This is a genomic window from Curtobacterium sp. 1544 (assembly GCF_040544915.1).
Taxonomy (GTDB): Bacteria; Actinomycetota; Actinomycetes; order Actinomycetales; family Microbacteriaceae; genus Curtobacterium; species Curtobacterium pusillum_C.
Genome location: NZ_JBEPKX010000011.1, coordinates 68,508 through 94,006, shown reverse-complemented (window position 1 = coordinate 94,006; position 25,499 = coordinate 68,508). Strand labels below are relative to the sequence as shown.

General features: G+C 71.3%; 21 protein-coding genes and 1 pseudogene. 18 read left to right on the top strand and 4 right to left on the bottom strand.

What is annotated here, in order from left to right; all coding sequences use genetic code 11:
* Positions 1–2 precede the first annotated feature (2 nt).
* The 8 genes and pseudogenes from ABIC61_RS08975 (at position 3) to holA (ending at position 12,721) form a co-directional block, all read left to right on the top strand.
* Complete coding sequence (locus ABIC61_RS08975; protein ID WP_354029629.1) at positions 3–1,415, top strand: cytochrome ubiquinol oxidase subunit I; 1,413 nt, start codon at positions 3–5, stop codon at positions 1,413–1,415.
* A gap of 1 nt (position 1,416) precedes the next feature.
* Positions 1,417–2,421, top strand: a complete 1,005-nt coding sequence (gene cydB, locus ABIC61_RS08970) for a cytochrome d ubiquinol oxidase subunit II (RefSeq protein ID WP_354029628.1) — start codon at positions 1,417–1,419, stop codon at positions 2,419–2,421.
* Between the two features lie 9 nt (positions 2,422–2,430).
* Positions 2,431–4,080, top strand: a complete 1,650-nt coding sequence (gene cydD, locus ABIC61_RS08965; protein WP_354029627.1) for a thiol reductant ABC exporter subunit CydD — start codon at positions 2,431–2,433, stop codon at positions 4,078–4,080.
* Positions 4,077–5,765: a thiol reductant ABC exporter subunit CydC gene (gene cydC / locus ABIC61_RS08960; RefSeq protein ID WP_354029626.1), complete on the top strand. Its 1,689-nt coding sequence runs from the start codon at positions 4,077–4,079 to the stop codon at positions 5,763–5,765. Before cydD ends, cydC begins: the two co-directional genes overlap by 4 nt.
* A 251-nt stretch (positions 5,766–6,016) precedes the next feature.
* Complete coding sequence (gene leuS, locus ABIC61_RS08955) at positions 6,017–8,557, top strand: leucine--tRNA ligase (protein WP_354029625.1); 2,541 nt, start codon at positions 6,017–6,019, stop codon at positions 8,555–8,557.
* Positions 8,558–8,660: 103 nt separating this feature from the next.
* The gene (locus ABIC61_RS08950) at positions 8,661–9,347 is read left to right on the top strand and encodes a helix-hairpin-helix domain-containing protein (RefSeq protein WP_354029624.1); all 687 of its coding nucleotides are present in this window, start codon (positions 8,661–8,663) and stop codon (positions 9,345–9,347) included.
* Between the two features lie 3 nt (positions 9,348–9,350).
* A pseudogene (locus tag ABIC61_RS08945) lies at positions 9,351–11,102 on the top strand (ComEC/Rec2 family competence protein); the annotation flags it as partial.
* A gap of 599 nt (positions 11,103–11,701) precedes the next feature.
* Entirely contained in the window at positions 11,702–12,721 is a 1,020-nt protein-coding gene (holA, locus tag ABIC61_RS08940) for a DNA polymerase III subunit delta (RefSeq protein ID WP_354029623.1), read from the top strand.
* A 293-nt stretch (positions 12,722–13,014) separates the two neighbouring features.
* On the opposite strand, the gene rpsT is transcribed toward holA, so the two are convergent.
* On the bottom strand, positions 13,015–13,275 hold the full coding sequence (gene rpsT, locus ABIC61_RS08935) for a 30S ribosomal protein S20 (protein ID WP_144750365.1): 261 nt from the start codon (positions 13,273–13,275) through the stop codon (positions 13,015–13,017).
* A gap of 194 nt (positions 13,276–13,469) precedes the next feature.
* Between rpsT and ABIC61_RS08930 the strand changes: the two genes are divergently transcribed.
* Positions 13,470–14,660, top strand: a complete 1,191-nt coding sequence (locus tag ABIC61_RS08930) for a pyridoxal phosphate-dependent aminotransferase (RefSeq protein ID WP_354029622.1) — start codon at positions 13,470–13,472, stop codon at positions 14,658–14,660.
* Between the two features lie 156 nt (positions 14,661–14,816).
* The gene (lepA, locus tag ABIC61_RS08925) at positions 14,817–16,664 is read left to right on the top strand and encodes a translation elongation factor 4 (RefSeq protein ID WP_354029621.1); all 1,848 of its coding nucleotides are present in this window, start codon (positions 14,817–14,819) and stop codon (positions 16,662–16,664) included.
* Positions 16,665–16,809: 145 nt separating this feature from the next.
* Here the strand turns inward: lepA and ABIC61_RS08920 are convergent, their stop codons facing one another.
* Positions 16,810–17,313 (bottom strand): hypothetical protein, encoded by a 504-nt coding sequence (locus tag ABIC61_RS08920; protein ID WP_354029620.1) that lies wholly within the window; start codon positions 17,311–17,313, stop codon positions 16,810–16,812.
* A gap of 132 nt (positions 17,314–17,445) precedes the next feature.
* Between ABIC61_RS08920 and ABIC61_RS08915 the strand changes: the two genes are divergently transcribed.
* Positions 17,446–18,093 carry a DUF1990 domain-containing protein gene (locus tag ABIC61_RS08915; RefSeq protein WP_144750359.1) on the top strand — a complete coding sequence of 216 codons (648 nt, stop codon included), beginning with the start codon at positions 17,446–17,448 and terminating at the stop codon, positions 18,091–18,093.
* On the opposite strand, the gene ABIC61_RS08910 is transcribed toward ABIC61_RS08915, so the two are convergent.
* Positions 18,090–18,800: an HAD family hydrolase gene (locus ABIC61_RS08910; protein ID WP_354029619.1), complete on the bottom strand. Its 711-nt coding sequence runs from the start codon at positions 18,798–18,800 to the stop codon at positions 18,090–18,092. The genes ABIC61_RS08915 and ABIC61_RS08910 overlap by 4 nt on opposite strands.
* 28 nt (positions 18,801–18,828) lie before the next feature.
* Between ABIC61_RS08910 and hemW the strand changes: the two genes are divergently transcribed.
* Positions 18,829–20,046 carry a radical SAM family heme chaperone HemW gene (gene hemW / locus ABIC61_RS08905; RefSeq protein WP_144750355.1) on the top strand — a complete coding sequence of 406 codons (1,218 nt, stop codon included), beginning with the start codon at positions 18,829–18,831 and terminating at the stop codon, positions 20,044–20,046.
* A 4-nt stretch (positions 20,047–20,050) separates the two neighbouring features.
* Here the strand turns inward: hemW and ABIC61_RS08900 are convergent, their stop codons facing one another.
* Positions 20,051–20,458, bottom strand: coding sequence for a DUF4870 domain-containing protein (locus ABIC61_RS08900; RefSeq protein WP_354029618.1), 408 nt, complete (start codon positions 20,456–20,458; stop codon positions 20,051–20,053).
* Between the two features lie 108 nt (positions 20,459–20,566).
* Between ABIC61_RS08900 and hrcA the strand changes: the two genes are divergently transcribed.
* The 6 genes from hrcA (at position 20,567) to ybeY (ending at position 25,495) form a co-directional block, all read left to right on the top strand.
* Positions 20,567–21,586: a heat-inducible transcriptional repressor HrcA gene (hrcA, locus tag ABIC61_RS08895; protein ID WP_144750353.1), complete on the top strand. Its 1,020-nt coding sequence runs from the start codon at positions 20,567–20,569 to the stop codon at positions 21,584–21,586.
* A gap of 45 nt (positions 21,587–21,631) precedes the next feature.
* Positions 21,632–22,744 carry a molecular chaperone DnaJ gene (gene dnaJ / locus ABIC61_RS08890; RefSeq protein ID WP_144750351.1) on the top strand — a complete coding sequence of 371 codons (1,113 nt, stop codon included), beginning with the start codon at positions 21,632–21,634 and terminating at the stop codon, positions 22,742–22,744.
* A complete protein-coding gene (locus ABIC61_RS08885; RefSeq protein ID WP_144750349.1) occupies positions 22,744–23,487 on the top strand; it encodes a 16S rRNA (uracil(1498)-N(3))-methyltransferase in 744 nt (247 codons plus the stop codon). Before dnaJ ends, ABIC61_RS08885 begins: the two co-directional genes overlap by 1 nt.
* A 61-nt stretch (positions 23,488–23,548) precedes the next feature.
* Positions 23,549–23,902: a histidine triad nucleotide-binding protein gene (locus tag ABIC61_RS08880; RefSeq protein ID WP_079235756.1), complete on the top strand. Its 354-nt coding sequence runs from the start codon at positions 23,549–23,551 to the stop codon at positions 23,900–23,902.
* Complete coding sequence (locus tag ABIC61_RS08875; protein WP_440130696.1) at positions 23,892–25,037, top strand: PhoH family protein; 1,146 nt, start codon at positions 23,892–23,894, stop codon at positions 25,035–25,037. The genes ABIC61_RS08880 and ABIC61_RS08875 overlap by 11 nt, the downstream gene beginning before the upstream one ends.
* Entirely contained in the window at positions 25,034–25,495 is a 462-nt protein-coding gene (gene ybeY / locus ABIC61_RS08870; RefSeq protein ID WP_079235757.1) for an rRNA maturation RNase YbeY, read from the top strand. Before ABIC61_RS08875 ends, ybeY begins: the two co-directional genes overlap by 4 nt.
* Positions 25,496–25,499: the final 4 nt, after the last annotated feature.

Sequence of the window (25,499 nt, the reverse complement as noted above, 5' to 3'; positions counted from 1 at the left end):
GTATGAACGACATCCTCGACCCGCTGATCCTGTCGCGGTGGCAGTTCGGTCTGACGACGATCTACCACTTCCTCTTCGTCCCGCTGACGATCGGCATGGCCGTCGTCGTGGCCGTGTTCCAGACGGCCTGGTACCGGACGGGGCGCGCGCACTACCTCCAGCTGACCCGGTTCTTCGGACGCATCTTCCTCATCAACTTCGCGATGGGGGTCGTCACCGGGATCGTGCAGGAGTTCCAGTTCGGCATGAACTGGTCGAACTACTCCCGCTTCGTCGGTGACGTGTTCGGCGCCCCGCTCGCGCTCGAGGGCATCCTGGCCTTCTTCTTCGAGGCGGCGTTCATCGGGATCTGGATCTTCGGGTGGGACCGCCTGCCGAAGGGCCTGCACCTCGCGAGCATCTGGTGCGTCAGCGCCGGCACGATCATGTCGGCGTACTTCATCATCGCCGCGAACGCGTTCATGCAGCACCCGGTGGGCTTCGCCATGAACGAGGCCAAGGGACGCGCCGAGCTCACGGACATCTGGGCGGTGCTCGGCAACAAGGTCGCGCTGGCGGCGTTCCCGCACACCCTGTTCGCCTGCTTCATGGTCGCGGCCGCCGTCATCATCTCGGTCGCCGCATACCACCTGGCGCGCAACCAGAACCTCGAGACGATGATGCCGGCGCTGAAGTTCGGCATGTGGACGATGCTCGCGGCGGGGGCGCTCACGGTGCTCACCGGCGACCAGCTCGGCCTCACCATGGTGGACACGCAGCCCATGAAGATGGCCGCGGCCGAGGCGCTGTACAACACCGCCACCGGCAAGGACGCCTCGTTCTCGATCTTCACGCTCGGCACCCCCGACGGCGTCCACGAGCTGTTCTCGATCCGGGTGCCGTACCTGCTCTCGTTCTTGTCGACGCACACCTTCAACGGGACTGTCGAGGGCATCAACGACCTGCAGGCCCAGTACTCGCAGGTCTACGGCCCCGGGGACTACAAGCCGATCATCTGGGTGACCTACTGGTCGTTCCGCTGGATGATCGCCCTCGGCGTCGGCGCGGTGCTGGTGTCCCTCGTCGGACTCTGGCTGACCCGCAAGGGCCGGTTCCCGACCAAGCGGTGGATCTGGCGCGTCGCAACGTGGACGGTCCCGCTGCCGATGGCCGCGATGATCGTCGGCTGGATCTTCACCGAGATGGGCCGTCAACCGTGGCTCGTGTTCGGGTTGCTCAAGACGAGCGACGGCGTCTCGCCGAACGTCACCGGGATCGAGGTCCTCATCTCGCTGGTGGTGTTCACCCTGATCTACGGCAGCCTGGCGGTCGTCGAGTTCCGGCTGATCAAGAAGGTGGCGCAGGAGGGCCCCGCCGCCCCGGCGGAGGTCGACGAGGAGACCGGCGAGGTCAAGCACGAAGTGACGGTGTACTGAGATGGACCTGCCCGTTCTCTGGTTCGCGATCGTCGGCGTCTTCTTCGTCGGCTACTTCGTCCTCGACGGCTTCGACTTCGGTGTCGGCATGTCCCTGCCGTTCCTCGGCAAGGACGACACCGACCGCCGTGTGCTCATCAACACGATCGGCCCCGTGTGGGACCTCAACGAGACCTGGGTCATCGTCGCGGGCGCCTGCCTGTTCGCGGCCTTCCCGGAGTGGTACGCCACGATGTTCTCCGGGTTCTACCTGGCGCTGCTGCTCATCCTCGCGGCGCTCATCGCCCGCGGTGTCTCGTTCGAGTACCGGCACCAGAACAAGCACCTGGAGTGGAAGCGTCGCTTCGACCTGATGATCATCGTCGGCAGCGCAGTGCCGTCGTTCCTCTGGGGCGTCGCGTTCGGCAACGTCGTGCGGGGCATCCCGATGGACTCCGGGCACAACTACACCGGCACGCTGTTCGACCTGCTGAACCCGTTCGCACTGCTCGCCGGTCTCGCGACGCTGCTCGTGTTCTTCACGCACGGCGTGGTGTTCGTCGCGCTGAAGACCGAGGGCGACATCCGGGTCCGTGCGAAGCGCCTCGCGACCCGTGCCGGCATCGTGACGATCGTCGTCGGTGCCGCGTTCCTGGTGTGGATGGCGTTCGTCCGGGCCACGCCGACGTCGCTGGTCCTGTCCGTGGTCGCCGCGCTCGCCCTCGTCCTCGCGGTGCTCTGCAACGCCTGGGGCAAGGAGGGACGGGCCTTCACGCTCATGGCCGTCACGATCGCCGCGATCGTCCTGGCGATGTTCACGGCGATCTTCCCGGACGTCATGCCCGCGACGAACGACCCGGCGAACAGCCTGAACGTGTACAACGCGTCGAGCGGTTCGTACACGCTCGGGGTGATGAGCTGGGTGGCGTTGATCTTCGTCCCGCTCGTGTTCGCCTACCAGGCCTGGACGTACTGGATCTTCCGCAAGCGCGTCTCGCGGGCCCAGATCACCCAGGCCGCGCACTAGGCGGCGACGGTGAAGCCGCTCGATCCGCGTCTCCTGCGGCTGTCGCGGACGGCACGCGGCTTCATCGTCGCGGCCGCCGGCACCGGCGTCCTCCGCACGCTCGCGACCATCGCGATCGCGTGGGGGATCGCCGCTGCCGTGACCCTGGGGGTGGACGCCGTCCACGACGGCAGCGTCCCGGCCGCGTTCACCCCGGCGCTCGCGCTCCTGGGCGGCGCGTTCGTCGTGCGCGCCGTCGCCGCGTGGGCGACGGACGACCTCGCCGCGCGGGCCGCGGCGAAGGTGAAGAGCGAGCTGCGGGCGACCGTGCTCGCGCGGGCCGCCGAGCGCGGGCCGTCGTGGCTCGCCGACCGCTCGAGTGCCGGTTTCGCCACGACGCTCGGCCCGGGGCTCGACGCGCTCGACGCCTACTTCGGCCGGTACCTGCCGCAGCTCGCCCTCACCGCCATCGCGACGCCGATGCTCCTCGTCGCGATCGGCCTCGGCGACCTGACGAGCGGGATCGTCATCCTGTGCGCACTGCCGGTGATCCCGGTCTTCATGATCCTGATCGGGCTCGCCACCCAGGCGCTCCAGCGGAAGCAGTCGGACGCCCTCGCCAAGCTCGGCGGCGCCTTCACCGAAGCGGTCGAGGGGCTCGCCACGCTGAAGGTCTTCGGCCGTGCACGCCGGCAGGTCGGCCGGATCGGGGCGGTCACCGACGAGTACCGGAAGGGCACGCTCGGGGTGCTCCGCCTGTCGTTCGTGAGCGGCTTCGCCCTCGAACTCGCGGCGAGCCTGTCCGTGGCGCTGGTCGCGGTGTCGATCGGGATCCGCCTGGTCGACGGCTCGCTCGGCCTCGGCGCCGCGATGTTCGTGCTCGTCCTCGCCCCGGAGGCCTTCGCCCCGATCCGGCAGGTCGGCGCGGACTTCCACGCCGCCCAGGACGGCGTCGAGGCATCCACCGCCGTGCTCGACGTCCTCGACGACACCACGCCGGCCCCGGCACGACCGGCGGCGGCACCGGTCTCGACGGACCTGGTGCTCGAGGGGCTGACGGTGCGTCGGCCGGACGTGGTGATCGGGCCGCTCGACCTCCGCGCCGGCCCCGGGACGATCGTCGTCCTCGCCGGTCCGAGCGGATCCGGCAAGTCCAGCCTGATCGCCGCGATCCGCGGGGTCCTGGCGCACGACGGCACCGTCACGGTGCCCGGCCCCGCCGGCAGCACGCCCGCCGAGCGGACCACCTGGGCCGACCAGCGCCCCCGTCTCGTGCGCGGCACGATCGCCGAGAACGTCGCGCTCAGCGCGACCCCCGACGACACCGACGTGCGGACCGCGCTCGGTGCGGCGGGGCTGGGACTCGACCCGGGCCTCCAGGTCGGATCCGGCGGCAGCGGCCTGTCCGGCGGCCAGGCGCAGCGCGTCGCGGTCGCGCGCGCCCTCCACCGCGTCCAGCGGGAGGCGACCCCGTTGGTCCTGCTCGACGAGCCGACCTCGGCGCTCGACGCCGACGCCGAGGCCCACGTCGTCGCCACGCTCCGCCGGCTCGCCGCGGACGGCGCGGTCGTCGTGGTCGCGAGCCACCGCCCCGCCGTGGTCGCCGCCGGCGACGTCCGGGTCGACGTGCGATCCGGTGGATCCGTGACGGTCACCCAGACGAGCGGAGCGCGGGCATGAGCCGGGAGGCGCGACACGACTCGGTCCTGCGACTCGCCATGCCGCACGGGGCCGGTTGGGGCAGGGCCGTGGCGGCCGGCGCGCTCAGTGCGGTCTGCGCGGTCGCGCTGCTCGCCGCGAGCGGCTACCTCATCACGCGTGCGGCGGAGCACCCGCCGATCCTGTACCTGACGCTCGTGATGGTAGGCGTGCGGGCGTTCGCGCTCGGCCGGGCGGCCCTGCGCTACGTCGACCGGCTCGCCGGGCACGACGCGTCGTTCCGGCAGCTCGCCGTCGTCCGGACGGAGATGTACCGGCGGCTGTCGTCGGTCGCTCCGGCGGGGCTCGGGTCCACCGGGCGCGGAGACCTGCTGACCCGGCTCGTGACCGACACCGACCGGCTGCAGGACCTGCCGATCCGGGTGGTCGGTCCGCTGGTGTCCGCCGGCATCGTCGCGGTGCTGTCCGTGGTGGCCGTCGCGTTCGTGTCGGTGCCCGCGGCGGTCGTGCTGCTGCTCGCCCTCGCCGTGGCCGCCCTGCTCGGGTCGGCCGTCACGCTGTCCATCGCGAAGCGCTCCGACGAGCAGACCGCCGCCGAGCGCGGACGCGTCGCGGACCTCGTGCTCGACACCGTGCGGACGCTCGACGTCTTCGCCGCGTACGGCACGCTCGACGAACGGCTCGCGCACATCGCCCGGCTCGACGCCCGGGTGACCGCCGCCGTCCGCCGCCGCGGCACCGTCGAGTCGCTCGTCGGTGCGCTCGTCGGCCTGGTCGGCGGCGGTGCGGTCATCGGGATCCTCGCCGTCGGCGCACCCGCGGTCGTGTCGGGCGCGCTCGACGGGCCGCTCTGGGCACTCGCGGTGTTCGTGCCGCTCGCCCTGTTCGAGGTCGTCGGCGGCGTCCCGCTCGCGGTCCTGACGCTCCGGCGCGTGCGCGCGGCGGCGGACCGGGTCGAGCAGGTCGTCCCGGCGGACGTCCCCGACGGCATCGTGCCGGAACCGGCGGACGACGCCGATCCCGACGCGCTCGTGGTGGAGGGACCCGTCGCGGTGTCCTTGCGCGACGTCTCGGTGCGCTGGCCGGGAGCGAGGACGGACGCCGTCGCCGGGGTCTCGCTCGACCTCCGGTCCGGCGAGGTGGTCGTGATCGAAGGGCCGAGCGGTGCCGGCAAGTCGACCCTCGTGGACGCCCTGGTCCGGTTCGTCGACCACCGCGGCTCGTACACGCTCGACGGGGTCGAGGCGAAGGACATGCACCCCGACGCCGTCCGGGCGCGGGTCGGCCTCATCGAGCAGGACCCGTTCGTGTTCGACCAGTCCGTGCGGCAGAACCTGCTCTTCGCCCGCGAGACCGCGACCGACGACGAGCTGCTCGCGGTGCTCGACCGGGTCGGCCTCGGTGCGTGGGTCGAACGCCGCGGCGGGCTCGACGCGGGCGTGGGGGAGCGCGGCGTCCTGGTGTCCGGCGGCCAGGCGCACCGGCTCGCCCTCGCGCGGGCGCTGCTGCACGCGTTCCCGGTGCTCGTGCTCGACGAACCGACGGCCGACATCGACCCCGACCTCGGCGACGCCGTGCTCCGCGACCTCGTCGGAGCAGCGCGTCAGGACGGACGCACGGTCGTCATCGTGTCGCACGTCCCGGTCGCCGCGGACCTCGTCGACCGGACCGTGCGGATGCGCGAGGGACGGCTCGTGACCGCCTGACCGGGCGGGCCGACGCGTGCGCGTGGGGGCGTGCGCCGGCCGAGTCTCGGTGTGCACGACACATCGTGCGCTGTGGGACGCGAGACGTGTCGCGCAGGGCGAGTCTCGTCGTGCGCGCGAGGGGGACCCGGCCACCCGCGCGACGCACGGCGCGCGGACGGCGCTGGACGTGCCTCCAGGCCCGGTAATCTTGGACACCGGAACGCGCCCGACGGGCGTGAGCCGTGCCTCCCAGACCGATTGAGAGTTCCGTGACCACCGAGCAGACCGTCGACGACCCGAACGCCTACGACTTCCGTCGTCTCCAGGAGAAGTGGCAGCCCCGCTGGGAGGAGCTCGGCCTCTTCACCACGGACCTCGACGACACGCGTCCGCGGAAGTACATCCTCGAGATGTTCCCGTACCCGTCCGGCGACCTGCACATGGGCCACGCCGAGAACTGGGCGCTCGGCGACTTCGTGGCGCGGTACTGGCGGCAGCAGGGCTTCAACGTGCTGCACCCGATCGGCTGGGACTCGTTCGGTCTGCCCGCCGAGAACGCGGCGATCAAGCGCGGGGTGGACCCGAAGGACTGGACCTACGCGAACATCGAGCAGCAGAAGGCGTCCTTCAAGCGCTACGCGCCGTCGTTCGACTGGACCACCGAGATCCACACCTCGGACCCCGAGTACTACAAGTGGAACCAGTGGCTGTTCCTCAAGATGTACGAGAAGGGCCTGGCGTACCGGAAGGACAGCTGGGTCAACTGGGACCCGGTGGACCAGACCGTGCTCGCCAACGAGCAGGTGCTGCCCGACGGCACCTCGGACCGCTCCGGTGCCGTCGTCGTCAAGAAGAAGTTGACGCAGTGGTACTTCAAGATCACCGAGTACGCCGACCGGCTGCTCGACGACCTCAACCAGCTCGAGGGTCGGTGGCCGGCGAAGGTCATCGCGCAGCAGCGCAACTGGATCGGCCGTTCCGTCGGCGCCGACGTCGACTTCGTGATCGAGGGCCGCGACGAGCCCGTCACGGTGTTCACCACGCGTCCGGACACGATCCACGGGGTGACGTTCCTCGTGGTGGCGCCGGACTCCGACCTGGCGGCTTCGCTGGTCGCATCTGCTGAGCCGTCGGTGCGCGCCGACTTCGACGCCTACCTCGTCGCCACCCAGAAGACGTCCGAGATCGACCGACAGAACGCCGACCGCCCGAAGACGGGTGTGCCGCTCGGCCGCTCCGCGATCCACCCGCTGACCGGGGAGCGTCTGCCGATCTGGGCCGCCGACTACGTGCTCGCCGACTACGGGCACGGCGCGGTCATGGCCGTCCCGGCGCACGACCAGCGCGACCTCGACTTCGCGCGGGCGTTCGACCTGCCCGTCCGTGTCGTCGTGGACACCAACGCAGCGGTGACCGGGGCGATCCCGGTGATCACGCCGGACACGGAACTCCCCGACCTGAACCCGGCCGCCACCGGCGAGGCGCTCACCGGCCAGGGACGGATGATCAACTCCGGGCCGCTCGACGGCATGTCGAAGCAGCACGCCATCAGCGCTGCGATCCGCCTGCTCGAGGAGCGCGGCACCGGCCGTGCCGCGAAGACCTACCGGCTGCGCGACTGGCTCATCTCGCGCCAGCGCTTCTGGGGCACCCCGATCCCGATCATCCACGGTGCCGACGGCACCGAGCATCCGGTCCCGCTCGACCAGCTGCCCGTTCGCCTGCCCGACACCGAGGGCCTCGACCTCAAGCCCAAGGGCACCTCGCCGCTGGGCGGGGCGACCGACTGGGTGAACGTGCCGAACCCCGTCGACGGCACCCCGGCGCTCCGGGACACCGACACGATGGACACGTTCGTCGACTCGTCGTGGTACTTCCTGCGCTTCCTCGCCGCCAACGACGACACGCAGGCGTTCGACCCCGCCGTCGCGCGCAAGTGGGCTCCGGTCGACCAGTACATCGGTGGTATCGAGCACGCCATCCTGCACCTGCTGTACGCCCGCTTCGTCACGAAGGTCCTGTTCGACCTCGGCTACCTCGACTTCACCGAGCCCTTCTCGGCGCTGCTCAACCAGGGCATGGTGCTGTCCGGCGGCTCGAAGATGTCGAAGTCGAAGGGCGGTGTCTCGCTCGGCGACGAACTCGACGCGAACGGTGTCGACGCGATCCGCCTGGTGATGGGCTTCGCCGGTCCGCCGGAGGACGACATCAACTGGGAGGACGTGTCGCCGTCCGCCTCGGCCCGGTTCCTGGCGCGTGCGTACCGGCTGGCGCTCGACGTCACGTCTGCTCCGGACGTGGTGTGGGCGGACGGCGACCGTGCCCTGCGCCAGGTCACCCACCGGTTCCTGGCCGATGCGCCGGGGATGATGGAGTCGTTCAAGTTCAACGTCGTGATCGCGCGGCTCATGGACCTGGTGAACGTCACCCGCAAGGCGATCGACAACGGTCCCGGTGCGGGCGACCCCGCCGTCCGGGAGGCCGTCGAGACCATCGCCCTCGGCCTCAGCGTGTTCGCGCCGTACACCGGCGAGGAGATGTGGGAGAAGCTGGGCTACGAGGCCACCGTCGCCACGTACGGCTGGCGGAAGGCTGATCCGACGCTGCTCGTGCAGGAGACCCTCACGGCGGTCGTGCAGGTCAACGGGAAGGTGCGGGACTCGTTCGAGGTGTCGAAGTCGATCGAGCCCGACGAGCTCGAGTCGCTGGCCCGGTCGTCGGCGAACGTGCAGCGGTACATCGGTGACCGGGAGATCGTGAAGGTGATCGTCCGGGCGCCGAAGCTCGTGAACATCGCGATCAAGGGGTAGGTTCTTCCTCCTTCATCCCTCCACAGAGGTGCCGCAGCGGCGGTCCTCCACCAGTGTTCGTCGCGGAGCCCGGCCGGTCGGCCGGGCTCCGTAGCGTTCCGGCATGGTTGCTCCGTCTGGGTCCGGTTCTGCGTCCGCTTCTCGGTTCGCTGCGCTGGCGCTGTCGCCGCGGGCGGCGGTCATGCTGGCTGCCGTGGCGGTCGTGGCTGCGCTCGTGGTCGTGCTGCTCGGGTCGCGGTCCGGGGTCGGGGCAGACGGGGCGACCGTCAGCGTCACGGGTGGTCCGTCCGCGGTCGTCGCGACACCGTCCGCGTCGTCGACGCCCGCGGGGGTGCTCGTCGTGCACGTGGTCGGGGCGGTGCAGCGAGCGGGGGTCGTCTCGCTCGGAGCCGGCAGCCGGGTGTCGGTCGCGATCGACCGGGCGGGCGGAGCGACGCCGGACGCCGACCTGGCGCGGCTGAACCTCGCCCGGGTGGTGGTCGACGGGGAGCGGCTGTACGTGCCGAAGGTGGGGGAGACGGAGGTCCCGGCGGCGCTCGGTGATGGTGCTGCTGTTGCCGGTCCGGGCGGAGCGGAGAGCGGATCGGACGGTGGCGACGCGATCGTGGACCTCAACTCCGCCGACCAGGCAGCACTCGAGACGCTGCCCGGGATCGGGCCGTCGCTGGCCGGACGGATCCTGGCGTGGCGGGAGGAGCACGGGCGGTTCGATTCCGTGGAGGACCTGCTCGACGTCAGCGGCATCGGGGACGGGCGGTTCGCCGATCTCCGCGACCGCGTGCGGGTGTGATCCGTGGACCTCGCGCCGGGGCTGACCGACGTCCGGGTCGCGGTGCCGGTCGCGGCGGCGTGGGTGTGCGCGGCGCTGCTCGTCGGCGTGCCCGGCGTCGCCGTGTGGGTCGCGGTGTCGGCGGTGGTCGTGACGGGTGTGAGCATCGTCCTGCTCGTCCGCTGCAGTGGGCTCCGGGTGGCGCTCGGCCTGGTCCTGACGGCGTCGGCACTGTGCGGGCTGCTCGCCGTCGCCGTGGTCGTCGGGGACAGCAAACGGAACCCGTCAGCGCTGGACGCGCACGGTTCGCGCGCGGTGTCGGTGACGATCGTCCTCGGCAGGGATCTCGTCGAGGGCGACCGGTCCGTGGTCGGGACCCTCGAGCGTGCCGGAGACGCGGACGGGTTGCGGGTGCCCGTCCGGCTGGTCCCGGCCGCTGTCGGCGGTGGCACGGTACCTGCTGGATCGACGGTGCAGGGCTCGGCCACCCTGCAGCCCGACGAACCGGGGAGCGCGACGTCGTTCGTGGCGTTCGTCCGCGGAACGACCGTCGCTGTCCCACCGACCGGACTGCTCGCGCTCACCGATCGGGCGCGCCAGGCGTTCGTCGCGGTGACACAGGGGCTCCCGGAGCCCGGCGGTTCGCTGTTGCGGGGTCTGGCGATCGGCGATCGGAGCGGGCTGGACGCTGAGACCGAGGCGGCGATGGAGACCTCGGCGTTGACACACCTCACGGCGGTGTCCGGCGCGAACTGCGCGGTGATCGTCGGGCTGGTGGTCGTCTGCGGGCGGGCCCTGGGACTGCCACGGGTTGTCCGTGCCGGCGTGGTGATCGTGCTCCTGCTCGCGTTCGTGGTGCTCGTCCGGCCCGATCCCTCGATCGTCCGTGCAACGGTGATGGCCGTCGTGGTGCTCGTCGTCCACCTGGCGGGTCGGCCGATCCGGGGCGTCCCCCTGATCGCCCTCGCCGCGATCGGGATGCTCGTGGTCGACCCCTGGTACTCGAGGTCGTTCGCGTTCGCCCTGTCCGTGCTCGCCACGAGCGGGATCGTGGTCCTCGGGCCGCCGCTCACGACGCTGTTCGTGAGGCGCTTGTGGACGCCGCTCGCTGCGGTGCTCGCGGTCCCGGTCGCCGCGCAGCTCGCGTGCTGGCCGGTGACGATCCCGCTGTCCGCGGCGTTGCCGACCTACGCGGTCCCGGCGAACCTGCTCACCGAGCCGCTCGCCCCGATCGTGACGGTGGTCGGACTCGCGGCGTGTCTGACGGCACCGATCTGGCCGTGGGGTGCGTCGGTGCTGGCCGGGGTGGCCTGGGTACCGGCGACGGCGATCGGTGGCGTGGCGCACGGCGCGGCGGCGCTCCCGTTCGCTTCGGTGCCGTGGCCGGGTGGTGTGGGCGGGGTCCTCGCCGCAGGCATCGTGAGTGCGAGCGTCGCCGTGGCGGTCCTCGTGCCGCGGCCGGCCCGGTTCCGCCTGCTGTTGCTCGCCGGGGTCCTCGTGCTGATCGGGATCGTGGTCGTCGCCGTGCCACGGCTCGTCGTCCGGGCAGGACTCCCCGACGACTGGGCGGTCGCGGCCTGCGACGTCGGGCAGGGTGATGCGGTGCTGCTCCGCGGGGACGGCCCGGGCGTCGCTCTCGTGGACACCGGCGACGACCCCGAGCGGCTCGGAGCGTGTCTCGACCTGCTCGGCATCGGGCGGATCGACCTGCTCGTCCTGACCCACTTCGATCGCGACCACGTCGGCGCGGTCGGAGCCGTGGCGGACCGCGTGACGACGGCGCTCGTCGGACCGGTCGGACGGCGAGAGGACGAACGCGTGGTCCGGTCACTGCAGCGCGCGGGCGTCGACGTCCGGCAGGCCGACGATTCGACCTCCGGGGCGTTGGACGGCCTGCGCTGGTGGGTACTCGGGCCGCGTTCCGGTTCGCGGGACGCCGGCAACGACGCCAGTCTCGTCCTCCGGACCTCGCCGGGCGACGAGTGCACTTCGTGTGTGTCGAGTCTGCTCCTCGGCGACCTGGGTGAGTCCGCCCAACGACGCGCCCGTGCCGCCGTGGTCGGTGCGGTTGCCGGTTCCAGCAGGGCTGCCGGCGCCGGCTCGGTCGACGTCGTGAAGGTCGCGCACCACGGGTCCGCCGACCAGGACCCGGTGCTCTACCGGGAGGTCGCCGCATCCGTCGGGTTGATCGGTGTCGGTGCCGACAACACCTACGGGCACCCGACCCGTTCGGCGCTGACCATGCTCGCGGATGCGGGAACCTCCGCCTACCGCACCGACGAGCACGGCACGGTCGTCGTGGGGCGTGGCGCCGACGGCGCCCTGCGGCTGTGGACGGAGCGCTCGGGGTCGGCGGTCGCCCGTAGGATCGAGGCATGGCCGCCAAGAAACCCGTCCGCGCTGCCGCGAAGATCGACCAGGTGCCGTGGTCGGGGATCCGCCCGGCACCCGTGGTGCTCGTCACCGGGCCCGAGACGTTCCTGGCCGAGCGCGCGAGCAGCGTGCTCCGCGACCTGCTGGTGGGGGAAGACCCGGCGCTCGAGGTGCACGACCTCGAAGCCGACCAGTACGCACCCGGGCTGCTGGCGACGCTCGCGAGCCCCTCGCTGTTCGGTGAGCCCCGGCTCGTCCGGATCACCAACGTCGAGAAGTGCACCGACGCGTTCATCACCGAGACGATCTCGTACCTCGGTGCACCGGCCGACGACGTCACACTCGTGCTCCGCCACGGCGGGGGAGTCCGGGGCAAGAAGCTCCTCGACACGATCCGCAGCGGCGTCGGCGGTGGGATCGAGGTGCAGTGCGACGAACTCAAGCGCGAGACCGACCGGATCGACTTCGTCCAGGCCGAGTTCCGGGCGGCCCGTCGGAAGATCGCGCCCTCGGCGGTGCGGACCCTCGTCGCGGCGTTCGCGGACGACCTGGCCGAGCTCGCGGCGGCGTGCCGGCAGCTCCTGGCCGACGAGGCCGAGGAGATCACGGACAAGGTCGTCGACAAGTACTACGGCGGACGCGTCGAGACGAACGCCTTCAAGGTGGCGGACATCGCGCTCGCGGGTCGATCGGCACCCGCCATCGTCGAGCTGCGACACGCCCTGTCGACGGGCGAGGCACCGGTGCCGATCGTCGCCGCGTTCGCGAGCAAGATCCGCACGATGGCGAAGGTCAGCGCCTTCCGGGGGCCGAGTGGCCAGGCTGCCTCGGCGCTCGGCATGGCGCCGTGGCAGGTCCAGCGGGCACAGCGTGACGTCGCCGGGTGGAGCGAGGCCGGGTTGGCCAACGCGATCACCAGCATCGCCGAGGCGGACACCGCGGTGAAGGGTGGCTCGCGGGACGCGCACTACGCGCTCGAGGTCATGGTCCGGACGATCTCCCGGCGCGGCGAGGCCCGCTGACCCGTCCGTCGGGGGCCTCGCGGCGGGTCGGACCACACGCCGCGCCACGTTGCCGGTCGAGGTCGCGCAACACGCCGGGCCACGTTGCCGGTCGAGGTCGCGCAACACGCCGCGCGACGTCCGTCGAGGTCGCACAACCTGCCGCGTGCGTCGCGCCGGAGCGGCACTTCGTGCGACCTCGGCGCCGCCGAGCGTGATGAACACACTGCCCACTCGCGCAGCACCGGAACCCGCCCGCACACGACGAAGGCCCCGCACCAACGGTGCGGGGCCTTCGTCAGCAGGTCAGTGCGTCAGAGCGACGCGACCTTCTTCGCGATGGCCGACTTGCGGTTCGCGGCCTGGTTCTTGTGGATGACGCCCTTGCTCACGGCCTTGTCGAGCTTCTTCGAGGCGAGGGTCAGGGCCGCGACGGCCTTGTCCTTGTCGCCGGCGACGATGGCCTCGTTCGTGTGACGGATGACCGTCTTGAGCTCCGAACGGTAGGCCTTGTTGCGCTCCTGGGCCTTGAGGTTGGTCTTGATGCGCTTGATCTGCGACTTGATGTTCGCCATGCGTGTTGCTCCTGTTGTCTCTGACGGGTGGTCGCGACCGCTGGGTAGAGGGGCCCTTGGTCGCATCGCGTTCCACCCGTGGGCGACGGAACGCGGAAGTCCAGCCATCTACGTTACCAGGCCGACCGGGCTGGACCAAAGCACCGAAACGCCGGGAAACCGCCCCGCAACACGGATTCGCTACCGTGGCGAGCATGCCATCCCTCGCGCCCCGGATCGAGACCGTGCCCGCCTCCGGGATCCGCCGGGTGTTCGAGCAGGCAGCGATCCTGCAACAGGACGCGACGGACACCTCCGGCGCGCCGACCACCGACATCGCGATGCTCGTGATCGGCGAGCCCGACGTGCCGGTCGCCCCGCACATCGGCGAGGCCGCCCGCCGTGCCTGGTCGGAGGACCGGACCGACTACACCCCGAACGGCGGCATCGCACCCCTCCGTGAGGCGATCCGCGAGAAGCTCCGCCGCGAGAACCGGATCGAGGTCGACGTCGAGCAGATCTGGATGACGATCGGCGCGACGCAGGCGCTGTTCCAGGCGATGACCCTCGTGCTCTCCCCGGGTGACGAGGTCCTCGTGCCGGACCCGGGCTACACGACCTTCACGATGAACGCCCACATCATCGGGGCGACCCCCGTGCCGTACCAGCTGTCGCCCGCCCACGGCTTCGAGCCCGACCTGCAGGCGCTCGAGGCGAGCATCACCGAACGCACCCGGGCGATCGTCGTGAACTCGCCGTCGAACCCCCTCGGCTCGGTGTTCGGCGAGCAGACCCTGCGCGACCTGCTCGCCCTCGCGAAGCGGCACGACCTCTGGGTGATCAGCGACGAGGTCTACGAGTACTTCACCTACGGCACCCGGCACGTCAGCCTGGCGAGCCTGGACGAGGACGACCGGGTGTTCACCGCGTTCTCGTTGAGCAAGACGTACGCGATGACCGGGGTGCGCGTCGGGTACCTCGTCGCGCCGAAGGGGCTCGGCCCGGTGATGCGCACCACGCAGGAGGCGATGATCAGCTGCGTCGCCGAACCCGACCAGTGGGCGGCCCTCGCGGCGATCGTGGGGGACCACTCCGCCGTGCAGGACGCCCGTGAGCACTACCGCGCCAACCTCGGCATCGCGAAGGAGGTCCTCGACGCCGCCGGCATCCGCTACCTCGACCCGCGTGGGGCCTTCTACCTCTGGATCGACGTCTCGCACGTCTCGCAGGGCGACGTCGCCGAGTGGGCGCTCGGGTTCCTGCACCGCGAGCGGGTGGCGGTCGCGCCGGGCAGCGCGTTCGGGCGCACCGGCGAGGGCTGGATCCGCGTGTGCCTCGCCGCGACGCCCGCGGACCTGCGGCGCGGCCTCGGCGCGCTGCCAGCGCCCGCCAGGGCGACCGTCTGACGGCCTGGAGGCACGGTGCGGGCCCGCCCCGTGCCTCCAGGCCGGTCCTTCACAACGCCCACTGCGCCACCACCGTCCACAGGCACCCTGCGGTGCGCGCCGCCGGCGCGCGGACGTGGGACAATCGTTCGACCGTCCGACCCACCCCGAGGAACCGTGAGCCCACAAGCATCCGCGCCGCTCGAGCCCGCCTCGACGCCGGCCGAAGCGATCCGCAACTTCTGCATCATCGCGCACATCGACCACGGCAAGTCCACGCTGGCCGACCGCATGCTGCAGATCACCGGCATCGTCGAGGACCGCGCGATGCGTGCCCAGTACCTCGACCGCATGGACATCGAGCGCGAGCGCGGCATCACGATCAAGTCCCAGGCGGTGCGGATGCCGTGGGAGCTCGACGGGCAGACCTTCGCGCTGAACATGATCGACACGCCCGGGCACGTCGACTTCTCGTACGAGGTGTCCCGGTCCCTCGCGGCGTGCGAGGGCGCGATCCTGCTGGTGGACGCGGCGCAGGGCATCGAGGCCCAGACGCTCGCGAACCTCTACCTGGCGCTCGAGAACGACCTCGAGATCATCCCGGTGCTCAACAAGATCGACCTACCCGCGGCCGAGCCCGACAAGTACGCGGCCGAGCTCGCGCAGCTCATCGGCGGCAAGCCCGAGGACGTCCTCCGCGTCTCCGGGAAGACCGGCGTGGGCGTCCCCGAGCTCCTCGACCGCGTGGTCCGCACCGTGCCCGGCCCCGTGGGTGACGTCGACGCCTCTCCCCGCGCGATGATCTTCGATTCGGTCTACGACAGCTACCGCGGTGTCGTGACGTACGTCCGCATGATCGACGGCACGATCCACCCGCGCGAGAAGGTCCAGATGATGTCGACCAAGTCGACGCACGAGATCCTCGAGATCGGTGTGTCGTCGCCGGAGCCGAAGCCCACGAAGGGGCTGTCGGTCGGCGAGGTCGGCTACCTCATCACCGGCGTGAAGGACGTCCGCCAGTCGAAGGTCGGCGACACGGTCACGACGGCGCAGAAGCCCGCGACCGAGGCGCTGCCCGGCTACACGGACCCGAAGCCGATGGTGTTCTCCGGCCTGTACCCGATCGACGGCTCGGACTACCCGGACCTGCGCGAGGCGCTCGACAAGCTCAAGCTCTCCGACGCGGCACTCGTGTACGAGCCCGAGACCTCCGTGGCACTCGGCTTCGGCTTCCGCTGCGGGTTCCTCGGTCTGCTGCACCTCGAGATCATCACCGAGCGCCTGAGCCGCGAGTTCGGGCTCGACCTCATCACGACGGCGCCGAGCGTCATCTACGAGGTCACGAACGAGGACAACACCACGACCGAGGTCACGAACCCGTCCGAGTTCCCGGGTGGCCGCATCGTCGAGGTCCGCGAGCCGATGGTGCGCGCGGCGATCCTCGCCCCGAAGGACTACGTCGGCGCGATCATGGAGCTCTGCCAGTCGCGGCGCGGCTCCCTGCTCGGCATGGAGTACCTCGGCGAGGACCGCGTCGAGATCCGGTACGAGATGCCCCTCGGCGAGATCGTCTTCGACTTCTTCGACCAGCTGAAGAGCAAGACGCAGGGTTACGCCTCGCTCGACTACGAGCCCACCGGCGACCAGGCCGCGGACCTCGTGAAGGTCGACATCCTGCTGCAGGGTGAACAGGTCGACGCGTTCAGCGCGATCGTGCACCGCGACAAGGCGTACGCGTACGGCACCCTCATGACCGAGCGCCTGCGCAAGCTCATCCCGCGCCAGCAGTTCGAGGTCCCGATCCAGGCGGCCATCGGCGCACGCATCATCGCCCGCGAGAGCATCCGGGCGATGCGCAAGGACGTCCTCGCGAAGTGCTACGGCGGTGACATCACCCGCAAGCGCAAGCTCCTCGAGAAGCAGAAGGAGGGCAAGAAGCGCATGAAGATGGTGGGTCGCGTCGAGGTCCCGCAAGAAGCCTTCATCGCGGCGCTCTCGGGTGACGTCGAGGAGAAGAAGAAGTAGCGAGACGCCCGGATCGACCCGGTGCGACGTCGCGAGAGCGACACGTACGCGTCGACGACGTCGGAAGTCTCCGCCGAAGCGACAATTCGCCGCGAAACATTCGCGGAGACGTGTCGCTTTCGCGGCACCGGCGCGGAGCGCTTCGTCAGAACACGCGCCGCTGGGCGCGCGCCGCGCGGGTCCGCAGGGCCACCAGGCCGAGGGCCGGGAGGCTCGCGGCGGCCAGTCCGGCGAGTGCGGTCCGCAGGATGACGAGTCCGGCAGCCGCGTCGTAGTCGGCCTGTCCGGCAGCGGCGAACCCAGCCAGCACGGCACCGATCACCATCGCGAGCGTCGTGAACCCGAGCACCACCGGCAGCCCTGGTGCCCGGTGTCGACGGACCGCGAGCACGAGCGTCGCGCCGAAGAGCAGGACGCCCGCTCCGGCACTGCACGCCCCGAACGCGGCGATGGCGTTGGCGGTGTCGAACACGTCCCAGTCGCTCGGCGGCGCGGACACGTACCGGGCGGGGGAGTCGAGGCCGGCGGTGGCCCACTCGACCGCGGCCCGGGCGGTGGCGGCGAGCCCGAACGCCGCGAGCGTCAGCACGGCGAACGCGGCCGTCGTGCGGTCGACGGACCGCGTGCGGGCGGGGGTGGAGCGGGGCACGGACCAAGGCTAGGGGCGTGGCGGACGCGTGTCGGGCCTCCAGTTCGGGGTGCGCGGAAACCGGACCGCGCACCGCGCGGCCGAGGAGTCCCCGGTTCGATCGCGCGCACCGCTGGCAAGTAGGCTGACGGCATGAGTTCCCGCGGCAGCTACCGGACCGCCCTGACGTACGGAGCCGTGGGTGCGACCCAGGCGTCCGACCTCATGACGTACCCGCCGGAGGGGTTCACCCCGACCGAGTCGCGTGCCCGGATCGGGCACGGCGACCAGCGCTTCGAGACCGCGGTCACGCAGGCCCTGACGTGGCAGATCCAGGAGCGCAGCGGCATCCGCGTGCAGGTCGAGGACCAGCCCGACGACGACGAGGTCCGCTACAACCCGGTGACCTTCGACGAGGCCGGGGTGCCGATCGCGCCGGCCTCGATCGGGACGCCGCGGGTGGAGAAGTTCGCGCCGGACGGTACTCCGCTGCTGACGGCGGGCACGAGCGCGGTGCTGACGATGCACGCGTTCGGGCAGACCGTGCACGCGCCGGTCCGGGTCGTGTCGATCATCGACGAGAACGACCGCAAGGGCTTCGCGTACGGCACGCTCGAGGGGCACCCGCTCTCCGGCGAGGAGTCGTTCGTGGTCGAGCGGACGCCGGACGGTTCGGTGTGGCTGCAGATCCGGCAGTTCTCGCAGCCGTCGAGCCGCAAGTGGCAGTTCGTCGCGCCGCTGCTCCGTCGGCAGCAGAAGGTGATGGCGGAGAAGTACCTCGGCGCGCTCCGCGGCGACTAGGACCGCTCCTCGACCGGGCGCAACGGCGGGAGCGCCGCGATGGCGTCCTCGATGAGTGCGGCGTCGTCGACGCAGTTCCGCGCGATGGTCACGGCGCCGGTGGCCCGCAGCGCCTCGACGTCGTAGACCCCGGTCGCCACGGCGAGGAACGGGATCCCCACGGCGTCGGCAGCCTCGCCGTCGCGCGGGGTGTCCCCGACGATGACGGCGCGGGTGCCCGCGAGGGCGTCGGCGGCACGCGCGGTGACGCCCGTCCGCTCCACCTCGGTGTCACCGAAGAACGAGTGCTCCCAGTCGAACGCGTCGACGTCGAACCCGGCGCCCTGCAGCTTCACGCGGGCGCGGTACGCGGAGTTGCCGGTGAGCAGGCCGTTCCGCCACCCGAGCTCCGCGAAGCGCGCCACGAGGGCGATCGCACCGGGGGCCGGGCTGCGGTGGTCGCCCGAGCGGTGCCGTTCCTCGGTGAGGTCGCGGAGGTGGCCGCTGACGACGGGGATGAGGTCGGTGTCGAGTTCGTGGGCACGGACGTGCTCGGCGATGAGTCCGGCGTCGGTGCGGCCGTGCTGGTGGCCGACCCGCAGTACGAGGTCGCGGCCCACCGCACGCTCGAGCGCAAGGTGGTACAGGTTGCCCGGCGACGAGGCGTTCATCACGAGGGTGCCGTCGATGTCCCACAGCACGGTGGTGGGGACGGTGTGGTGCTCCATGCCTCCATCATGACGGACAATGGAGTCCATGCCGAGTGCTCTCCCGATCGCCGATCCAGCGCCTGTGGACGGCCTGATCTCCCCGGCCTCCGACGCGGGCGACGTCCCGTTCGGCGTGTACGTGCACGTGCCGTTCTGCCGGGTGCGCTGCGGCTACTGCGACTTCAACACCTACACGGCGTCCGAGTTGCGCGGCGTCCGTCGCGACGACTACGCCGGCCACGCCGTGCGGGAGATCGAGTGGGCCGCGACCGTGCTCGAGCGCTCCGGCGTCCCGCGTCGGCCGGTGTCGACCGTGTTCTTCGGCGGCGGCACCCCGACGATGCTGCCCGCGTCCGACCTCGCGATGATCCTGCGCGCGATCGACGACACCTGGGGCGTCCTGCCAGGCGCCGAGGTCACGACGGAGGCGAACCCCGACTCGGTGGACGCCGCGTCCCTGGAGACCCTGCGGGCCGGCGGGTTCAACCGGATCAGCTACGGCATGCAGTCGGCCGTCCCGCACGTGCTCGCGACGCTCGACCGCACCCACGACCCGCTCCGTGTTCCCGGGGTCGTCGACCTCGCGAAGCAGCAGGGCCTCGACGTCTCGCTCGACCTCATCTACTCGACCCCGGGGGAGTCCCTGGCCGACTGGCGCACCTCGCTCGACGCCGCGCTGGCGTGCGAGCCCGACCACGTCTCCGCGTACTCGTTGATCGTCGAGGACGGCACGGCGATGGGCCGGATGGTCGCGCGCGGCGAGCTGCCGGCGCCGGACGACGACCTCGCGGCGGACATGTACGAGCTGGCCGACCAGGTCCTCGGCGACGCCGGGTACTCCTGGTACGAGGTCTCGAACTGGTCGCGCGGCGCCCAGCACGCCAGCCGGCACAACCTGTCCTACTGGAAGGGCCACGACTGGTGGGGCGTCGGCCCGGGCGCCCACTCCGCGGTCGCCGGCACGCGCTGGTGGAACGTGAAGCACCCGGCCGCGTACGCGAACCGGGTGCTGTCGGGGGAGTCGCCGGCCGCCGGTCGCGAGACCCTGGACGATGAGACCCGGTACGTCGAGCGCGTCCTCCTCGCGGCGCGCGTCCGTGGGGAACTCGCCACCGCGGAACTCCGCCAGGAGGCCCGTGGCCGGGTCGCCGGGCTCATCGCACGCGGGCTGGTGGTCGGGTCGGCCGCGGTGCGGGGACGGATCGAGTTGACCCTGCAGGGTCGCCTGCTCGCGGACGCGGTGGTCCGCGAGCTGCTCGACTGAGGCCCTACTGCTTGATGAACTCGATGGAGAGTGGGTAGCGGTAGAACTCGCCGCGGTTCGCGGCGACCGCGGCCATGATGCCGAAGACGATCGACAGCACGCCTGCGGCGAGGGCGATGAGGACGCCGATGCCGAGCCAGACCGTCAGGGTGCCGACGGCGTACGCGATCGCCATCGTGATGTGGAAGTTCAGCGCGACGCGGGTGTGCTCGCGGATGAACCCGCCGCGGTCACGCAACACGAGGTACGCCACCAGCGGCGCGATGAAGTTGAAGAAGATCCCGCCGATGTGCGTCAGCGTTGCCCAGAGCCGCTGGTCCTCCGGCGACATCGGCTGGGGCGGCTGGTACCCAGCGGGGTACTGCGGTCCACCGGGGTGCTGCGGGCCGCCGGGCTGCTGTCCGTAGGTCATGCGGGAAGCGTACCGGCCGGGGTGTGCAGAAGTCCCGGTCCGTCGGCGGTCGGGCGTAGGATCAGCAGTCGACACGTCCGAGTGCCAGAACGAGTGGAAGGGGTCCGGGTGGTCAGCGAACGCAGCCTCGAGGTCCTCAAGGCCATCGTGCGGGACTACGTCGCGTCGCGCGAACCGGTCGGCTCGAAGACGATCGTCGAGCGGCACGCCTTCGGGGTCAGCGCTGCCACGATCCGCAACGACATGGCCCAGCTCGAGGACGAACAGCTCATCGCCGCCCCGCACACCTCGTCCGGACGCGTGCCGACCGACAAGGGCTACCGGGTGTTCGTCGACCACCTCGCCGGTGCCCGGCCGCTCTCCAGCGCCCAACGGCACGCGATCGAGACGTTCCTCGGGGCGCCGAACGACCTCGACGAGGTGCTCGGCCGCACTGTCCGGCTGCTCAGCCAGCTCACCAACCAGGTCGCCCTCGTGCAGTACCCCTCGATGGTGCGCGCACGCGTGCAGCACATCGAGCTCGTGCGCCTCGGCGACAACCGGCTGATGGTCGTCCTGATCACCGACACCGCCCGGGTCGAGCAGCGCGTCGTCGAGACCGACGTGACGCTCGACGAGGGCGCGCTCACCGAACTCCGCGCGGTCGTGAACGGCGCCACCGTCGGACTCCTGCTGCAGGACGTCTCGACCGCGCTCCGGGCCGTCCCGCAGCAGATCCGCCCGGACGCCCAGCCGCTCGCCGGCGTCGTCGTCGCCACCCTGATCGAACAGGTCGCCGCCAACCGGCAGGACCGCCTCGTGATGGCCGGCGCGGCGAACCTCGCCAAGAGCGAACAGGACTTCTCGGGCGGCCTCTTCCCCGTGCTCGAGGCGATCGAGGAACAGGTGACCCTGCTCCGGTTGTTCGGCGAGATGCAGATCGACGACGTCGCCGTGGCGGCCCGGATCGGCGTGGAGAACGCCGAGTACGGGCTCGACGCCACGAGCATCGTCGCCGGTGGCTACCTGGCCCGTGGCGAGGTCGCCCGCCTCGGCGTCCTCGGACCGACGCGCATGGACTACGGCACGAACATGGCCGCGGTGCGCGCCGTCGCACGGTACCTGTCCAAACTCCTGGGCGAACATTGACCCGGCGGCACCCGCCGCACCGAACCGAAACCGACTGAGGGATACGTGGCAGACCACTACGACGTCCTCGGCGTCCAGCAGGACGCCTCCGATGCCGACATCAAGAAGGCGTACCGCCGACTGGCGCGCGAGCTGCACCCGGACGTGAACCCGAGCCCGGACGCCGCCGAGCGCTTCAAGGACGTGACGCACGCGTACGACGTGCTGAGCGACCCCGAGCAGCGCCGTCGGTACGACGCCGGACCGCAGGCCGACAGCCCCTTCGGCGGCGGCGCCGGTGGCTTCAGCGACATCTTCGACGCGTTCTTCGGCGGTGGCGGTGGTGGCGGCCGGGGCAGTGGCCCGCGCAGCCGCGCCGAGCGCGGACAGGACGCCCTGCTCCGCATCGACGTCGACCTCGACGAGGTCGTCTTCGGCACCCACAAGGACGTCGAGGTCGACACGGCCGTGCTCTGCGAGACGTGCAACGGCTCCTGCTGCGCGCCCGGCACCAGCCCGCAGACCTGCGACATCTGCGGCGGCTCGGGCCACATCCAGCGCCAGGTCCGCTCGCTCCTCGGCAACGTCGTCACGAGCGCGCCGTGCGGCACCTGCCGTGGCTACGGCACCGTCATCCCGAACCCGTGCCCGACGTGCCAGGGCCAGGGCCGCATCCGTGCGCGTCGCACCGTGCCGGTCGACGTCCCCGCCGGTGTCGACTCCGGCTTGCGGCTGCAGATGCCCGGTCAGGGCGAGGTCGGTCCGGCCGGCGGCCCCTCCGGCGACCTGTACCTCGAGATCCGCGTACGGCACCACGACGTCTTCAGCCGCGACGGGGACGACCTCCTCGCCACGCTCGAGGTCGCGATGACGGACGCCGTGCTCGGCACCACGGCGACGATCGACGGGCTCGACGGTCCGGTGGAGCTCGAGGTCCGTCCGGGTGTGCAGAGCGCGGACGTCCTCGTGCTCAAGGACCGCGGGGTCACGAAGCTGCGCGGCAACGGGCGCGGCGACCTGCGGATCGGCGTCCAGGTCGTGACGCCGACGAAGCTCTCGCACAAGGAACGCCAGCTCGTCGAGCAGCTCGCGAAGTCGCACAAGGCCGCGGCGCCGCAGTTGTCGCGGTTCCAGCAGGGCATGTTCGGCAAGCTCCGCGACCGGTTCTTCAACTTCTGATGGCGTCGCTCTACCTCGTCGACTCGCTCGACGGCGTGACGGTCGGCGGACAGGTGTCCCTCGACGGGGCAGAGGGACGGCACGCGGTGTCCGTCGCCCGGGTACGGGTGGGCGAGACGCTGCGCATCGGGAACGGCCGCGGCACGGTCGTCGTCGGGGCGGTGGTCTCCACGGACCGCGACTCGCTGGTGCTCGACGTGGAGTCGGTCGACGTCTCGCCGGCCCCCTCGCCGACGCTGACGCTCGTGCAGGCGCTCGCGAAGGGCGGCCGCGACGAGATGGCCGTGCAGGCGGCGACCGAGATCGGCGTCGACCGGATCGTCCCGTGGTCGGCCGCACGTAGTGTCTCGCGGTGGGACGGCGCGAAGGTCGAGAAGGGTCGTGCCCGCTGGGCGGCGATCGCGCAGGAGGCCTCGAAGCAGGCGATCCGCTCGCGCGTGCCGGCGGTGGACGCCCCGGCGACGACGGCGCAGCTCGCCGCCGGCGCCGGTGCGGGTCCGTCGCGTGCGGTGCTCGTGCTCGACCCCGTCGGGGACGTCCGACTGTCGTCGTGGGAGCCGCCGGCCGAGGTCGCCGAGATCGTCCTGGTCGTCGGACCGGAGGGCGGGATCGACGGCTCGGAGTTCGACCGGCTCGTGGCGGCCGGCGCCGTCCGCGTGCGGCTCGGCGACACCGTGCTCCGGACCTCCACGGCCGGGCCCGCGGCCCTGGCCGTGCTGCAGACGCGGCTCGGGCGCTGGTAGTCGGCCCGGACCTGGCGGATCGGGAAGGCCCGGCGTCGGTCCCGCGTTCTACGATGGGTCCATGAGCACCAGCACGCCCAGCGTCTTCTCCAAGATCATCGCGCGCGAGATCCCGGCGACCGTCGTCGCCGAGGACGACCGCGTCATCGCGATCGAGGACATCGCGCCGAAGGCCCCCGTCCACGTGCTCGTCATCCCCAAGACCGAGGAGTACGCGAACGTGTCCGAGCTCGCCGCCGGTGACCCGGACCTCCTCTCACACGTGGTCGCCACCGCGCAGCGCATCGCCGACGAGCGCGCCGACGGCCAGTTCCGACTCGTCTTCAACACCGGCGAAGCAGCCGGTCAGACCGTGTTCCACGTGCACGCGCACGTACTCGCAGGTGAACTGCAGGAAGGCACCCTTGCCGGCTAACGAACCAGCACCCTCCCCGATCGACCCCGCCGAGTCGGAGTCGACCGTCTCGATCCAGGTCGACGGCATCGCCATGGTGCAGCTGCTCGGCCCCCAGGACCGGCTGCTCAAGACCGTCGAACGGCAGTACCCCGGCGTCCGCGTGCTCGTGCGCGGCAACGAGGTCTCGCTGACCGGTCCCGAACGCGACGTCGCCCGCGCGAACGCCCTCGTCGACGAACTCGTCGGCATGGTCCGGCGCGGACAGGACATCGGCCCGTCGGACATCCCCGTGTCGGCGAAGCTCCTCGACGAGGACCGCAAGCCGTCCGACACCTTCGGTACGCCGATCGTCTCGAGCCGTGGCAAGTCCGTGCGCCCGAAGACCGACGGGCAGCGCGCCTACGTCGACGCCATCGACGAGCACACGATCACGTTCGGCATCGGCCCGGCCGGTACCGGCAAGACGTACCTGGCGATGGCGAAGGCCGTCCAGGCCCTGCAGCGGCGCGAGGTGAACCGGATCATCCTCACCCGCCCCGCGGTCGAGGCCGGCGAGCGGCTCGGGTTCCTGCCGGGCACGCTCACCGACAAGATCGACCCGTACCTGCGCCCGCTGTACGACGCACTCAACGAGATGATGGACCCCGAGCTGGTCCCGAAGCTCCTGGCGGCCGGCACGGTCGAGGTCGCTCCGCTCGCGTACATGCGCGGCCGGACGCTCAACGACTCGTTCGTGGTCCTCGACGAGGCGCAGAACACCACCCCCGAGCAGATGAAGATGTTCCTGACGCGGCTCGGCTTCGGGTCGAAGATGGTCGTCACCGGGGACATCACCCAGGTCGACCTGCCCGGCAACCTGTCCGGACTCCGGCTCGTCACGCGGATCCTCGACCGGGTCGAGGACATCCACTTCGCACGGCTCACGAGCGACGACGTCGTCCGGCACACCCTCGTCGGCCGCATCGTCGACGCGTACACCGTCTACGACGAGGAGCGCCTCGCCGAGCAGTCCGGGTACCGCCCTGGTGGCCGCGGCAGCGCTGCCACGCCGAACCCCGCCGGCACGAACCGCGCCGAGCGACGGGGGCGTCCGCCGCAGGACCGCCAGCGCTCCCCGTACCCCCAGAACGACGCCCGAGGAGGCAACCGGTGAGCATCGAGCTCAACAACGAGTCCGGTGTCGAGGTCGACGAGGCAGCCATCCAGCGCCTCGCCGCCTTCGCACTCGACGCGCTGCACGTCCACGCCGACGCGGAGCTCGCGATCGTGTTGGTCGACGAGGGGGCGATGGAGCAGCTGCACGTCCGGTGGATGGACGAGCCCGGCCCCACCGACGTCCTGAGCTTCCCGATGGACGAGCTCCGTCCGGGCACCGAGGACGAGCCGACGCCCGCCGGCCTGCTCGGGGACATCGTGCTCTGCCCGCAGGTCGCCGAGGAGCAGGCGAAGACCGCGGGGCACTCCAGCACCGACGAGATGCTGCTGCTGACCTGCCACGGGATCCTGCACCTGCTCGGGTTCGACCACGCCGAACCCGACGAGAAGGCCGAGATGTTCGGCCTGCAGGGCGAGATCCTGACCGCGTTCGCCGCACAGCGCCGAGGACGGTGACCTG

Excerpts from the sequence above, each read along its gene's own strand:
- ABIC61_RS08975 (WP_354029629.1), top strand. The coding sequence starts at position 3 with ATGAACGACATCCTCGACCCGCTGATCCTGTCGCGGTGGCAGTTCGGT.
- cydB (WP_354029628.1), top strand. The coding sequence starts at position 1,417 with ATGGACCTGCCCGTTCTCTGGTTCGCGATCGTCGGCGTCTTCTTCGTC.
- cydC (WP_354029626.1), top strand. The coding sequence starts at position 4,077 with ATGAGCCGGGAGGCGCGACACGACTCGGTCCTGCGACTCGCCATGCCG.
- ABIC61_RS08950 (WP_354029624.1), top strand. The coding sequence starts at position 8,661 with ATGGTTGCTCCGTCTGGGTCCGGTTCTGCGTCCGCTTCTCGGTTCGCT.
- holA (WP_354029623.1), top strand. The coding sequence starts at position 11,702 with ATGGCCGCCAAGAAACCCGTCCGCGCTGCCGCGAAGATCGACCAGGTG.
- rpsT (WP_144750365.1), bottom strand. The coding sequence starts at position 13,275 with ATGGCGAACATCAAGTCGCAGATCAAGCGCATCAAGACCAACCTCAAG.
- ABIC61_RS08930 (WP_354029622.1), top strand. The coding sequence starts at position 13,470 with ATGCCATCCCTCGCGCCCCGGATCGAGACCGTGCCCGCCTCCGGGATC.
- ABIC61_RS08915 (WP_144750359.1), top strand. The coding sequence starts at position 17,446 with ATGAGTTCCCGCGGCAGCTACCGGACCGCCCTGACGTACGGAGCCGTG.
- ABIC61_RS08910 (WP_354029619.1), bottom strand. The coding sequence starts at position 18,800 with ATGGAGCACCACACCGTCCCCACCACCGTGCTGTGGGACATCGACGGC.
- hemW (WP_144750355.1), top strand. The coding sequence starts at position 18,829 with ATGCCGAGTGCTCTCCCGATCGCCGATCCAGCGCCTGTGGACGGCCTG.
- ABIC61_RS08900 (WP_354029618.1), bottom strand. The coding sequence starts at position 20,458 with ATGACCTACGGACAGCAGCCCGGCGGCCCGCAGCACCCCGGTGGACCG.
- ABIC61_RS08885 (WP_144750349.1), top strand. The coding sequence starts at position 22,744 with ATGGCGTCGCTCTACCTCGTCGACTCGCTCGACGGCGTGACGGTCGGC.
- ABIC61_RS08880 (WP_079235756.1), top strand. The coding sequence starts at position 23,549 with ATGAGCACCAGCACGCCCAGCGTCTTCTCCAAGATCATCGCGCGCGAG.